Source organism: Gordonia sp. CPCC 205333, assembly GCF_048537885.1.
Classification (GTDB): Bacteria; Actinomycetota; Actinomycetes; order Mycobacteriales; family Mycobacteriaceae; genus Gordonia.
Genome location: NZ_JBCLVI010000002.1, coordinates 918161 through 931228 on the forward strand (window position 1 = coordinate 918161; position 13068 = coordinate 931228).

Below are 13068 nucleotides of genomic sequence, written 5' to 3' on the forward strand. Positions count from 1 at the left end.
GCTGTTATCAGGTCGCCAACCGACGCCCCGGGGTACCGCGCTCATGATCGGCAGCCAGCGCAGCCGGTTCCAGCCCCCAACGATTCGTGCTCTTTAACAGGCGGAACCCCAGGCAGTCGGCTGGGGTCTCACCACGACTCGGCCACCGGGTGAATCGTGTCGGCGAATACCGTCACCGTCGTCTCGCAGTCGCAACGCGCGGGCCACGTCCCTGATAGCGAATCGTGCCGCCCCCTATTCGGCCAGCCACGCCCCATGTAGGCCCGCCGGCACTCGGTGCGGCATCTTGATCTCGGCCACCGGTCCGGCGTCGAGATCATCGGCCGGGAGAATGACAAACCACGACGAGTCGTCGCGCAGGTCGGTGGTGAACGCTCCCCAGTAGTCGTCCTGTGCACCAGGAAGGTAGATCGGCTCGCCGTAGATCATCCCTTCGGCTGAGACCTTATGCTCAGCTCCGGCCTCCAGATCGAAGAATCGTAGTGCGGTAGTCGGACCGGGACCCTCGACGACCTTGCCGACCGTCGACACCCAGCGGTGCCGTTTGGTGGAGAGTCGATCGTCAATCCGGGGGAATTCGATGCTGTGTGTGGACCGGGTATCGCGGGTGACCGTGCGAGTGGCCGGATCAATCGTCGCCCGTACGAGACCACAGGCCGGCGGGGCGGACTCCTTGGCGAAACCGGCGGGATACGACCATTGCACATAGTCAACGACGACTGACCCGGCCGAGTCGTAGGCATTGGCGAAATGCCATACCCAGAACGGTTCCGTGTCGATCCAGATCACCGGCGACCCGTCGCGCGGAATCAGCGCGATTCGGGTGCCGTCGTCGGGTCGCCAGTCGAGGACCGAGCCACCGGCCATCGCAGCGGCGATGTCAAACCTCAAGGGACACAAGAAGATTACGACATACTTCGACGTTAGAGCCATGTCGTGGATCATCACTGACCGCGCCACACCTTCGACGACGGTCGGTGGCCGCGTGCATCGGCCGTCGGGTCCGATGACCGACCACGTCAGGTAGGGAGCCTCCAACAGATAGTTGAACAGCACCAGCTCGCCGGTCTCGGGATCGAGTTTGGGATGAGCGGTGCTGCCGACTGCCATCGCGCCGTCACAAGTTTCGCGACCCAACGTAGCCAGGTCCCGCGGGGCCAGCCGGTAAGGCGGTGCGGCCTCCGCCATCGCAAGCAATCGCCCCCCGTGTCGCACGATATTGATGTCCGGCAGATCCCGCGTCGTTCCAGCCAGGGCTGTGCCGACCTCGTCCGCCTCGGGTGTCCACAGGTCAGTCACGCCCGGCCAGATCGCATGACCGACGCGTTCCTCTTCGACGACCATGGGTGTTCGTACATACCTATTGAGATATGCGGCGCGACCGTCGCGCAAGGTGAGTCGATGGACCATGCCGTCGCCATCAAGCGGGTATACATAGTGGCCGATCGGGTCGAACCGCGGATTGGGCCCGTTGCGCAGGTAGGCGCCGTTCAAGTCGGACGGAATCTTTCCACGAATCTCGAGCCCGTCGACGTCGATTTCCTCGCGCTGCGGGGCGAAGACTCCGGTGAGATGTGCATGGTGCGCGATGTCGACAGGCGCGGGACGAGCGAACGGGTCAGTGGTTGCGACCATGGGAGACTCCGAAAGTCGGGGAGAGGGCTGATTGAACCCATGATCCTCGTCCGGGTGCAGTCATGCCTCCGACTCGAGCCAAAAATGTCTGCTTTACGGTGATCGGGTGACCGAAACTCCCGCCGCGCCCACCGACACCCGGCCAGAACCCGCGATGGTCGCGATCGTCATCGCGTTCGTCGTGATTGTGTCAGTACACCTGGTGGCGTTGGGATTCGGCGACGACAACACGGCGACCCTCACCAAGATCCTCATCGTTCCGACCGTAATCGCGTATCTGTGGGTCGCGTCGAAAGGTGTCCGCACCCGCTTGTTCTGGTTGATGCTCGCCGGCCTGGGCTTTTCCTGGCTGGGCGATACCGTCCCGGAGTTCCTTGACGACGGTTTCCTGGTGATGATGGGACTATTCGCGTGTGCACAGGTCGCGTACCTCGCGGCCTTCTGGCCCTACCGAAGCAGTTCGCTTCTACATCGCCGAATGTGGTTGGCGCCGTACGTGATCGCGGCGATCGCGGTGATAGCGCTCTGCGCTCCCGGCGCTGGTGCGTTACTCGCGCCGGTGACCGTCTACGCGCTACTTGTCGGGGCGTCAGCGGTGTTGTCGACGGGTCTGGGAGTGGTCGCCGGCGTCGGCGGCGCGCTATTCCTCGTCTCTGACGGCATGATCGCGATTCGCGAATTGCCCGATTGGGGATGGACGAGCAACCTTGCCGTACCGATCATGGCGACCTATGCACTCGCTCAGGGCGCGCTTGCGATCGGAGCCAGTCGTCGGGTGCGAGGCGACTGAGCTGGCCGCCACTCTCAGCCCGGCGAAAGCAGGCCTTCGATCGATTCCCGCTGACGACTGAGTTCACCGAGCTGAGTCTCGATCCCGGCCAGCACGTCATTCATCTCGGCGACGACGGCGGGACAGAGATCGATCCGAACTGGTGCGTCTGCCGCGCACGGGAGTAAACGCGCGACTGTCTGACTGGTGAAACCGGCGTCGAGTAACGCCCGAATCTGGTGGACGGTTGCCACCGCCGAAGCCGGGTAGCGGCGGTAGCCGTTCCCGGCACGTTCGGGACGTAGCAGTTCTTGTTCTTCGTAGTAGCGCAGAGCGCGGCGGGTGACGCCGGTCCGCGCGGCTAATTCACCGATCAGCACTACAGACCTCCGGTGTCGAATTTTGGCTTGACCTTCACCCCGACGTCAACGCTTACGGTTTCGGCATGATTCCGCAGCATTTGATCGAAGAGATCCTTACCGATGTCGACTTCGTCGACGATGGCAACGGCCCCGTCATCGCTCTCGCGCATGGAGCGGGCGGCGGCGTACGTGAGAACTTCGGCCCGTTGATCGATAGTCGGCGAGAACAGTTCAGATTCGCCGGACCCTACTATCCCGGTACTGCATCGACACCGAATTCACAAGGGCAACTGGATATTTCGACGTTGGCCGATCAAGTGGTCGCGGCCGGCATTCGTGCTGGCGGCGACACCTTCCCGATCGTCGGACTGTCCCTGGGCGCAGCGGTCGCGGTGACCGCGGCAGCTCGCCATCCAGAACATGTCAGCGCGCTCGTCCTCACGGTTGGTCTTGCTCACTCTGACGCGCAGATCACAGCCTTCACCCAGATCTGGCGATCCCTGGCGGCACATGAGGAGTGGGAGGCGCTGGCCGCCCTGATGACCTATTCGATCGGCACCGAATCCAGTCTCGCCGCCCTGTCGCCCGCGGACTACGCCGCCACCGTCGAAGCGGTCCGATCGGGATATCCGGCCGGCGGCGCCGCGCATGCCGAACTCGCCGGCCGGACCGACGTTACTGCCCTCTTCGACGATATCGACGTGCCCGTACTGGTTGTCGTTGGCGGCCAGGACCGCATTGTCCTGCCCGCCACCGCGCGAGCGTTCAGCGACATCAGCGGCGCGAGGGTCGTCGAGTATCCCGACGCCGGACATATCTTCACGCCGGAGCAGAGCGCCCGGTGGGCCGATGACGTCTTCGATTTCATCGGTCAGTTGTGAGGAAGTGGAGAACGGTCTCGACAAAGAGTGCGGGTTGCTCGACGTTGGCAAGATGTACCACCGGAAAGCCAACCCGCGTGGCGTCGGGGATAGCCGCCGCGATGAGCTCGCCGTGACCGGGCAGACATACCTCGTCGTAGTCGCCGGTGATTACGAGCGTGGGGTTGGGGATCAACGATCCGAGGCGGCGCAGGTCGGCATCACGTACTGCCGCGAAACATCCGGCGAGGCCACGCGGATCGACCGCCAGCAGGTCTTCCCGAAAAGGATCTACTTCGCTGGTATCTCGGATGGTTTCGGGGAACCAGTTGTCCAGGAATCGTTGGGCGGTCGCGGGAATATCCGGCGACGTTCGTAACCGCGCGATCTGCTCGTCCCACTGAGCCGCGGGCCCCAAGTACGCGGAGGTGTTCGCCAGAATTAGATGGTCGACTCGGCGCGGAGCGTGAACACCGAGCCATTGTCCGATGAACCCACCCAGCGACAGGCCGCAGAAGTGGGCACGGTCGATTCGCAACGCGTCGAGCAGCTCCAATACATCCCTGCCGAGGCGGTCGAATGAGTAGTCACCGGCCGGCGAGCCGGACATTCCGTGCCCCCGAGTGTCGTAGCGCAAGATGCGAAATCGACTCCCGAGGTCGGCAATGACTCCGTCCCACATCCTCATCGTCGTGCCGATGGAATTCGACAGGATCAGTACCGCGCCGTCCGCCAGACCGTCGAAGCGATAGGCGATCTCGACACCGTCGCCCACCGTGACGAACGAATGATCAACCATGTTCACTACTCACTCCGTTCCATATTCAGGTATGAAGACGATAGAGTCTGACATCAATGTCAGATTCAACTGCGGAATGGATACGGATCGGTGAGCTATCGCGGCGCACCGGCGTAAGCGTCCGATCACTCCGGTACTACGAGCAACAGAAGATGCTCATCTCCGAGCGCACGCCCGGCGGGCATCGGGAATACCCGGAAGCCGCTGTGGATCGGGTCATCCTTATCCAGCAGCTATTCGCCGCTGGGTTACACAGCACCAAGATCGCGCAGCTTCTGCCCTGTATGCGAGCCCCCGAAGGTCGCCCCAACGAACACGCGACGCCGCGACTGGTCGATGAACTGACCGCTGAGTGCGGCCGTATCGAGTCCATGATCCGCGACTTGAACATCTCGAAGTCGATCCTTCAAGAGGTCATCCGATCTACGGAAACGGAAGCACGCAGAACCGACTATTGATAAGTCGTTTGACTGCCTAAAACACCATTTCGATATCGGATCTTTATCAAATTGGATAACTCAATATTCTCGACGCCGGAGTACAGATAATTGTATCGCGCGTCCACACTGCTGCACCCCTCCGAAGATGTGCTGAGCGTGTACCAATCTCGACAGCAAGCTCTCAATTGCATTGTCCACCAGGGAATTTGGCGGCGCGAGTGTCGGCTATGGGCTTCGGTGAAGATCACTCGCCGACTTAACAAATAACGACGGCGCGTGAGATCAGAGTGATGCTCACAAATTGTCAACCCGAAAATCAAATGAGACTGCCAGTCCATAACCCTGAGATTGGCCCCCAAATTGCTGGGAATCACTGGGGGATAAGGGAATGCGACACAATCTCCGATAAGCTGTCGATCATGCATTTGGCCCGGCGGGACCGAAATGGCCGCCGCAAATTCGATATAGCCCGGAGTAGTTTCAGCGTTGTACTAGTCGCTGGGCTGCTGCTTGGGCTAAGCGTCGTCGTAATTCCGTCCGCGGCGTCCGCAGCACCGGTCGGTCCAGCCAACCGTGTACCAGTTGGCGACGGACTCTGGACTGCCGCACGGATTCCGAGCACCGGTGGCGTCACGCTCTACGCCGACGTTCTGCGACCGCGAAACCTACCTGCCAATGCGAAGACTCCCGTCGTCATGGCGATCGGACCGTATTTCAACCACTTCGCCAGACGGGGAGAAAAGGGCAACGCCCGGGACGGAATGGGTCGCGGGTTGATACCGGCGAATCGTTACGACGATCTGATCGCCGGCGCTGACCTGCTCAAGCGTGGCTATACCGTCGTGATGGTCGACTTGCGCGGCTACGGCGGAAGCTCGGGCTGCCCCGATGCGGCCGGTCCAAGCGAGCAGTCCGATGTCGCGTCCGCAGTGCGCTGGGCGGCTAACCAACCCTGGTCGACCGGCAAGGTTGGGCTCTACGGCAAGTCCTACGACGCCGTCACCGCGCTTATGGGCGCAGGTATGGAAGTGCCGGGACTGTCCGCCGCAGTGGCCCAGGAGCCGGTCTACGACTGGTACCGCTACCTGTACGGCAATGGAGTGCCGCGGGTGAATCGACTGGGTACGCCCCTGTCATTCGTCTATCTCTCGACCGGATTCTCACCGGTACCCGGTATGGATCTGTCGTCGTATTTCGAACGATCCTTCGCGAACTTCGTAAATCCCTACTGCCTGACCGGCGGCTTGCTCGCGCAGTTGAACGCGCGGAAGTCGGACGCGTATTGGCGCGCCAGAAATCTGCTGCCACGATTGCGGGGCTCAACGGTCCCACTGTTCCTCACCCAGGGATTCATCGATCAGAACACCTCGGCCGATGGCCTCGAGCAGGCATTGGCCGGAATGCGCGGACCGGTACGTGCCTGGCTCGGCATGTGGGATCACGTCCGCGGCAACGACACCGACATGACCGCGCTGCTCAATTCCGGCACCCCCAACCGGCTGTCGACCGGCCGCTCGGGGTATCTCAAAGAGGTCGGCAGGTTCTTCGACGCCCACCTCAAGGGCAGGCCGGCGGCGACAAGCGATCCTCGCTTCGTCATCCAGGACAACACGGGCCGTTGGCGGGCACAGCAGACCTGGCCGCAGAACGTGTCCTCGCGAACCTCGACCCTGCGTAGCGGATCATATGTCTACGACGGCCGCCAGACCGCCACAAAGATTCTCTACCTGGGACGATACTACGCAACCCAGCTCGACTCGCTGGCTCCCGGCGGCACCAACTTCCAAGTGGCGAGGACAGGTGACTCGGCGTCGAACGGAGTGTGGACCGTACTGCCGCCCGAAGCGTCGAATATCCGGCTCTCCGGGACCATCAAGGTCTCGCTCAATACGACCGGGCCAGCGACGATGCCCGTCGCGGTCGATGTATACGACGTCGACGAGACTGGAACCGGCACACTGATCACCCAGAACGCCGCGATCCTGGCACCCAAGTCGACGTCGATAGCACTATTCAGTACCGACTGGGTGGTTGCGGCGGGTCACCGCTTGGCGATCCGAGTCACCGATTCGAATAACGGTCGCTGGGGATATGACACGCCAACGAAGGCCCGCATCCAGGTCAAAGGCGGCACGGTGACCTTGCCACTAGCCCCGGTTGACATCGGAACCCCGACGTCGGGCGGTTCGAATTCGAATCTGGAAGGATACCTCGGGTCGTTCCGCTATCCCGTGCCCAGACGTCGGTGAATTAGTTCAGGAGATCACGAGGTACACAATGGTGCCGGTGATCGTCACCGCCGCATAGAAATACCCGATCCACAGCGCCGCGATCGCATACGAATCACCGGTCTGGCCGGTACGTGCGATGGCCGAGCGCGCCATATGACCGCAGATCACGCCGGGTAACCACGTGACGCCCAAGAAGGACAGCACCAGGGCGACAATCGCCAGGCGGTTGGTGGGCGGCACCGAGTTCTCCTGCGAGGTTGACCGCGTGGGCGGTGTTGATGTGGGTGCGGGCGATGAGGTCGCGGGCTTTTCGTCGACGGTAGCGTCGTCGTGATCAACCTCAGAGTACGCGAGCGGCTGCGCGGCCTTCGAATTGCCTTGTGGCGCTGGACTTTTTGAGAGTCGCTGCGGGGGTGGCGGTGTTCCGGCGGGAGCGGGCCGCTGCGGCGCGGTACGCGGGGGCGGGCCATTGTTGGGGCCCGGACCACTAGGTCGCGGCGGGCCGGCTGGATTACCTGGACCCGCCTGATTTCCCGGACCACCCGGATTTCCTGGACCACCTGGATTTCCTGGACCCGCAGGAGCACCGGTCGGTGCGCGACGCGGTCCGGCATTCGGATTGGGCACCCGACGGCCACCGGCAGGCGGTCCGTTCTGTGGTCGCCAACCCGGTCGGGGACCAGGAGGTACCCGACCCGGTGCCGGAGTTCCGGGAGCCGGGGCGGTCGGCCGAGGCGGCGCGGGCGGAGTCGGCGGTTGTCGTCGGTCCCAGGGAACCGGCCCGCTCCCGGCGCCAGGTCGGTGTGGCCCGCTCGCTTCGCTCCCGGCGCCAGGTCGGTGTGGCCCGCTCGCTTCGCTCCCGGCGCCAGGACCCCCGTTGTCTGTTGTCATCGGTAATAAATTACCTTCTCTGAGCTGAAGGAGGTGAGATGTCCTCGATACGCGGTGGTTCGGGAGCGACCGGCGGGAACTCGACACCCTTGCGTCGGGTCAGCGAGGCGGCGGCAGCGGCGGCCGCGAGAAGTGCGGCGACGGCGGCCACGCGCGCGATTTTCGATTGCATGCCTACACCCTGCCAAAATGCCGGAGCTGTCGCCATTTCGCGCCCCCGGGGCGGGTCCGGCGCACGCCCGTCGCGCAGAGTGGTTGGATAGAGGTATGAGTGAAAATAAAACCGCGACCATCCGCACTAATCGCGGTGACGTGGTCGTCGAACTGTTCCCGAACCATGCGCCAAAGACGGTCGCCAACTTCGTCGGCCTCGCCGACGGTAGTAAGGATTACTCGACCAAGAACGCGTCGGACGGCGACTCCGGCCCGTTCTACGACGGCTCGGTCTTTCACCGCGTCATCAGCGGCTTCATGATCCAGGGCGGCGACCCAACCGGTACCGGCCGTGGCGGTCCGGGTTACGAGTTCGAAGACGAGTTCCACCCCGAGTTGCAGTTCAACAAGCCCTACCTGCTCGCGATGGCCAACGCCGGGCCAGGCACCAACGGTTCGCAGTTCTTCATCACCGTCGGACCCACCCCGCACCTCAACCGCAAGCACACCATCTTCGGCGAGGTCACCGACGCTGCCTCGCAGGCGGTCATCGACGCGATCGCGACCACGTCCGTCGATCGACAGGACCGTCCCACTGACGCCGTCGTCATCGAAAAGATCGAAATCAACTGACCGGGCCATCGGGTAACTACGGCCGGGCGTCGACCACCAAGGTGGCCGGCGCCCGGCCGTTGGTTACCTACACGCTTATCGCGATCAATGTCGCCGTCTTTGGAATCTGTGCGGCACAAGCGAATTCAACTGACGTCGCCGCATATCTACCCCCATTGTTCGACCGCTGGGCACTGTCCGGAATCGATCTCGCCGCCGGTGAGTACTGGCGCCTGCTGACCGCCGGATTCTTACACCTGTCGTTGATTCACCTCGGCGTCAACATGGTGTCGCTCTACCTGCTCGGCGTCTCATTGGAACCTGCGCTCGGTCCTCGGCAATACACCGCGATCTATCTCACGGCGCTGTTCGGTGGTAGCGCGGCGGTTGCAGTATTCGGCAAACCCGAGGTCCTGACGGCCGGCGCGTCCGGCGCGATCTACGGTTTGATGGGTGCCCTGCTGGTTCTGGTACTGCGAGCGCGCACCTCGGTGGCGCCGGTCATTGGCATTATCGCCGTAAACGTCGTGCTGTCGTTGACCCTGCCGAATATCTCGATCCTGGCGCACCTTGGCGGACTGCTGTTCGGCGCTATCAGCGCGGCCGTATTCGTATTCGTGCCGGGCCTATCGCGTGGCTGGGGAGTGCGAGTCGCCTGGGCGTTGGCCGCTGCGGTGCTGCTCGTCGCGGTGCTGCTCGGCGCTGTCGGTCCTCAGCGCTCCACCTGAAATCCGGCGGCTTCAAGAGCGTCAGCCACTTCGTGGATGTCGGCGCCCAGTTCCCAGCGGCCCATGACGATGATGCGGGTGTCGTCATCGGTCGGTTCGCCTGACGAGCCGCGTTGCGGCTCGAACTCGAACTCCAGATGACCGATCCGGCGACCCATTCGGCGAAAGTCGAGGATGCGCAGTCGCGCGACGTCGGCGGCGGCGTAAGTTTGCGCTCCGAATATCGTCCGGATGGTGACGGTTGGGGTTCCGCCGGTCGACACCAGTCGCAGCCGAGGCCGGACTGCCGCCGCCGTACCGCCGAAGCCGAATAGCAGTAGCGCGGCAATGACCATCAGAACCGAACCGGCCGGATCGTCGAATGTCACGATGGCCGCGATCGAGAGCGCCACGCCGCCGGCGATCAGCCCGTAGGCGAACGGTTTGGGCGACGACCAGGACTGGATATTCGGCTCAGCCATCGAGACTCACAGACTTATCCACAGGACTTACCCACAATGGGGATGAATTACACACATGTAATTTCCACAGTGGGGATAACTTATCCACAGGGAATTGAGCGGTGTTTTCGCTGGTCAACGCCACCGCATGGTCATCAACAGGCCGACAACCATCGCGGCGAAGCCGATCAAGAAGTTCCACGGGCCCAGTTCGTACATCCAGTTGAGCCACCCGCCCTCAGCCGCGATACCCGTTCCCGCCGACGCGGCGAGGTAGTACACGACCAACCAGGCCAACCCGAGCAGCATCAGCCCGAACATGATGGACAGATACCACACGCCGGACGGGCCAACGTTGACCTTCACCGGCACACGGCTGGCGGGGTTGATGGTGTAATCGGTCTTCTTCCGGACTTTTGACTTCGGCATAACTTCCTCGGTGCTATCGATCGCCAGTTGGCGGTTGGTACGCCGTGGGCGCAGGTAGGTCTTTGTCCATCGTAGTCAAACGTCGACGGTGGCTGGTCGTCACGTCGAGGTTTGGCAGTATCGTTACCCGAGTGACCGCGAAGATCCTCGTCATCGACAACTACGACAGCTTTGTATACAACCTGGTTCAGTATCTTGGCCAGTTGGGCGTTGTGGCCGAGGTCTGGCGCAACGATGACGATCAATTGCCCGACGATGCGACCCAACTCGCCGAAGTGATCGCGGGCTTCGACGGCGTACTGCTGAGTCCGGGACCCGGTACCCCCGAGCGAGCTGGGGCGTCGATGCCAATCGTTGATGCCGTGCGATCCACCGGCACGCCGCTGCTCGGTGTCTGCCTTGGGCACCAGGCGATCGGTGCCAGCTTCGGTGGAACCGTCGATCGCGCACCAGAACTGTTGCACGGCAAGACTTCTCTGGTCAGCCACACCGATCAAGGGGTGCTCACCGGGTTACCCGATCCGTTTACCGCGACTCGTTACCACTCGCTGACTGTGCTACCCGAGACGATCCCCGAGGAACTCGTCGTCACCGGCCGAACCGAGAATGGCATCGTGATGGCGATGATGCATCGCGATCTTCCGATCCACGGCGTGCAGTTCCACCCGGAGAGTGTGCTGACTCAGGGCGGCCATCGGATGCTGGCGAACTGGCTGAAAGTTTGCGGCGTCGACGTTGACGAGGCCTTGGTCGCGACACTCGAAGCGGAGATGGCCGCGGTTATCTAGTCCCTAGCCGCCAGGCAATAGGCTGATCTGCCCGACGCCGATAGTGATCGCGCCATTCTTTCGGACCCGGCTGCCCGCAGCGGGACTCTGACTGACGACCTTCCCGTTGTCGGGGCTGCCGATGCCAACACCGCGAGGGATCTGGTTCAACGTCGAATCGTCCCAACCGGCACTCGCAAGTGCCGCGCGCGCTTGGCCCGGAGTGCGTCCGCGCAGGTCGGGCATGATGAACATATTGCCGCGAGAGATCACAACGGTCACCGTCGAGCCGCTGTCGACGGTGGTTCCGCTGGCCGGCGATGTCCGAACAACCTGACCGGCGGGAAGATCCGAATCACCCGGCACCGAGCTCATCTTCAGCCCGGCCTGCTGCAGAATGTTTTCCGCCTGGTTCTCGGTCTGACCGGTGAGATCGGGGATGGTCACCTGCTTGGGACCGCTGCCGATCAGGATGACCACCGCCGCGTTAACCGGCGTCGAGGTGCCGACCGGCGGCGTCGTGCTGACGACTTTGCCCTTCATATCGGCGGTCGAGTCCACCTTGTCGTCTTTGACGTTGGTGAAGTTCAGCTTTGTGAGCGCGTCCTTGGCCTCCTGCAGCGTTTTGCCGCGCAGGTCGGGGATCGCCAGACGCGGTGGCCCGGTCGAGATGTACAGCGTGACCTCGGAGCCTTTGCCGGCTTGCACATTGCCACCCGGTGCGGTGCGCGTCGCGCTGCCGACCGGAACGTCCAGACTCGTCTCCTCGAGCTGTTTTATCGAGAAGCCTGCGTTTCCCAACACATCGCGGGCGTGCGTTGATGTCATACCGGCGACAGCGGGGACTGCGACCTGCGGTATCGGGTCCGACGACCACGGCTGCACGACGACGAGCGTGCCGAGCAACAGAATCAGCACCGCGACGATCGCCATCACCGAACGGCGTCGATACCACCGCGGTGACGACGGCGGATCGCCATCGTCGACCTCGTCGACATTCCGTCGACGAACCCGTGGTGTGTTCGGATCGGTGCGCGAGAGTGCCCGTGGCCCGGTGTCGATAAGGCCGGTTCGCTCGGCGTCGGACATGATCATCGGGGCCGACGGCTTACCGCCGGTGAGGACCTTGATGCAGTCCGAACGGAAGTCTGCGGCCGACTGATAGCGATTGGCCGGATTCTTGCTCATCGCCTTGAGGATGACCGAATCAATCTCCGGCGAGAGGTCACCGCGCAGCGACGACGGCAGCGGCGGATCCTCGTGTACGTGCTGATGTGCGACGGCGACTGGCGAGTCACCGGTGAAAGGTGGTCTGCCGGTGAGCAATTCGAATAGCACGCAACCCATCGAATAGATGTCGCTGCGTGGATCGACTTTGATGCCGCGCGCCTGCTCGGGCGATAGATATTGCGCGGTGCCCATCACGGCCGAGGTCTGGGTCATCGTGGAGGTGGTGTCGTTCATCGCGCGCGCGATGCCGAAATCCATCACCTTCACGGCGCCGGATTTGTCGATCATCACGTTGGCGGGCTTCATATCGCGATGCACGATGCCATTGCGGTGGGAGAAGTCCATCGCAGCCGCGACGTCGGCCATCCAGGTGAGTGCCTGCCGGGGGACGAGTGGCCCTTCGGTGCGCAAGATGTCCCGCAAGGTGTCGCCGTCGACGTATTCCATCACGATGAACGGCAGCGGACCTTCCTCGGTCTCGGCCTCACCAGTGTCGAAGACCTGCACGATCGTCGGGTGATTCAGCTTCGCCGCGTTCTGCGCCTCGCGCCGGAACCTCAGGTAGAACGACGGATCACGGGCGAGATCGGCGCGCAGTACTTTGATCGCGACGTCGCGATGCAGCCGCAGGTCACGAGCGAAATGCACCTCGGACATCCCGCCGAAACCCAAGGTTTCGCCGAGTTCATACCGCCCAGACAGATGGTTTGGCGTAGACATCG

The 13068-nt window shown here is 62.8% G+C and carries 15 protein-coding genes; 7 read left to right on the top strand and 8 right to left on the bottom strand.

Going from position 1 to position 13068, the window contains the following annotated elements; translation table 11 throughout:
* Positions 1–234: 234 nt before the first annotated feature.
* Positions 235–1635, bottom strand: a complete 1401-nt coding sequence (locus tag AAFP29_RS10005; RefSeq protein WP_419217179.1) for a carotenoid oxygenase family protein — start codon at positions 1633–1635, stop codon at positions 235–237.
* 106 nt (positions 1636–1741) lie between these two features.
* Between AAFP29_RS10005 and AAFP29_RS10010 the strand changes: the two genes are divergently transcribed.
* Positions 1742–2425 (top strand): lysoplasmalogenase, encoded by a 684-nt coding sequence (locus AAFP29_RS10010; RefSeq protein WP_419217180.1) that lies wholly within the window; start codon positions 1742–1744, stop codon positions 2423–2425.
* 14 nt (positions 2426–2439) lie between these two features.
* On the opposite strand, the gene AAFP29_RS10015 is transcribed toward AAFP29_RS10010, so the two are convergent.
* Positions 2440–2784 carry a MerR family transcriptional regulator gene (locus AAFP29_RS10015; protein ID WP_419217181.1) on the bottom strand — a complete coding sequence of 115 codons (345 nt, stop codon included), beginning with the start codon at positions 2782–2784 and terminating at the stop codon, positions 2440–2442.
* Between the two features lie 65 nt (positions 2785–2849).
* On the opposite strand from AAFP29_RS10015, the gene AAFP29_RS10020 reads away from it, so the two are divergent.
* Complete coding sequence (locus AAFP29_RS10020; protein WP_419217182.1) at positions 2850–3647, top strand: alpha/beta fold hydrolase; 798 nt, start codon at positions 2850–2852, stop codon at positions 3645–3647.
* On the opposite strand, the gene AAFP29_RS10025 is transcribed toward AAFP29_RS10020, so the two are convergent.
* Positions 3631–4425, bottom strand: a complete 795-nt coding sequence (locus AAFP29_RS10025) for an alpha/beta fold hydrolase (protein ID WP_419217183.1) — start codon at positions 4423–4425, stop codon at positions 3631–3633. The two genes, AAFP29_RS10020 and AAFP29_RS10025, sit on opposite strands and share 17 nt — an antisense overlap.
* A 56-nt stretch (positions 4426–4481) precedes the next feature.
* On the opposite strand from AAFP29_RS10025, the gene AAFP29_RS10030 reads away from it, so the two are divergent.
* Positions 4482–4883, top strand: a complete 402-nt coding sequence (locus AAFP29_RS10030) for a MerR family transcriptional regulator (RefSeq protein WP_419217184.1) — start codon at positions 4482–4484, stop codon at positions 4881–4883.
* 401 nt (positions 4884–5284) lie between these two features.
* Entirely contained in the window at positions 5285–7114 is a 1830-nt protein-coding gene (locus AAFP29_RS10035) for a CocE/NonD family hydrolase (RefSeq protein ID WP_419217185.1), read from the top strand.
* 6 nt (positions 7115–7120) lie between these two features.
* Here AAFP29_RS10035 and AAFP29_RS10040 read toward each other — a convergent pair whose 3' ends face one another.
* Complete coding sequence (locus AAFP29_RS10040; RefSeq protein ID WP_419217186.1) at positions 7121–7336, bottom strand: DUF4190 domain-containing protein; 216 nt, start codon at positions 7334–7336, stop codon at positions 7121–7123.
* Between the two features lie 661 nt (positions 7337–7997).
* Positions 7998–8159, bottom strand: a complete 162-nt coding sequence (locus AAFP29_RS10045; protein ID WP_419217187.1) for a hypothetical protein — start codon at positions 8157–8159, stop codon at positions 7998–8000.
* A gap of 95 nt (positions 8160–8254) precedes the next feature.
* On the opposite strand from AAFP29_RS10045, the gene AAFP29_RS10050 reads away from it, so the two are divergent.
* Complete coding sequence (locus AAFP29_RS10050; RefSeq protein ID WP_419217188.1) at positions 8255–8773, top strand: peptidylprolyl isomerase; 519 nt, start codon at positions 8255–8257, stop codon at positions 8771–8773.
* A 41-nt stretch (positions 8774–8814) separates the two neighbouring features.
* Complete coding sequence (locus tag AAFP29_RS10055; RefSeq protein WP_419217189.1) at positions 8815–9480, top strand: rhomboid family intramembrane serine protease; 666 nt, start codon at positions 8815–8817, stop codon at positions 9478–9480.
* Here the strand turns inward: AAFP29_RS10055 and AAFP29_RS10060 are convergent.
* Both AAFP29_RS10060 and crgA read right to left on the bottom strand, forming a co-directional pair.
* Entirely contained in the window at positions 9465–9941 is a 477-nt protein-coding gene (locus tag AAFP29_RS10060) for a PH domain-containing protein (protein WP_419217190.1), read from the bottom strand. The two genes, AAFP29_RS10055 and AAFP29_RS10060, sit on opposite strands and share 16 nt — an antisense overlap.
* A gap of 114 nt (positions 9942–10055) precedes the next feature.
* Positions 10056–10349, bottom strand: coding sequence for a cell division protein CrgA (gene crgA / locus AAFP29_RS10065; RefSeq protein WP_419217191.1), 294 nt, complete (start codon positions 10347–10349; stop codon positions 10056–10058).
* A 131-nt stretch (positions 10350–10480) separates the two neighbouring features.
* Between crgA and AAFP29_RS10070 the strand changes: the two genes are divergently transcribed.
* Positions 10481–11137, top strand: coding sequence for an aminodeoxychorismate/anthranilate synthase component II (locus AAFP29_RS10070; protein ID WP_419217192.1), 657 nt, complete (start codon positions 10481–10483; stop codon positions 11135–11137).
* A gap of 3 nt (positions 11138–11140) precedes the next feature.
* On the opposite strand, the gene pknB is transcribed toward AAFP29_RS10070, so the two are convergent.
* Positions 11141–13066 (bottom strand): Stk1 family PASTA domain-containing Ser/Thr kinase, encoded by a 1926-nt coding sequence (gene pknB, locus AAFP29_RS10075; RefSeq protein WP_419217193.1) that lies wholly within the window; start codon positions 13064–13066, stop codon positions 11141–11143.
* Positions 13067–13068 lie beyond the last annotated feature (2 nt).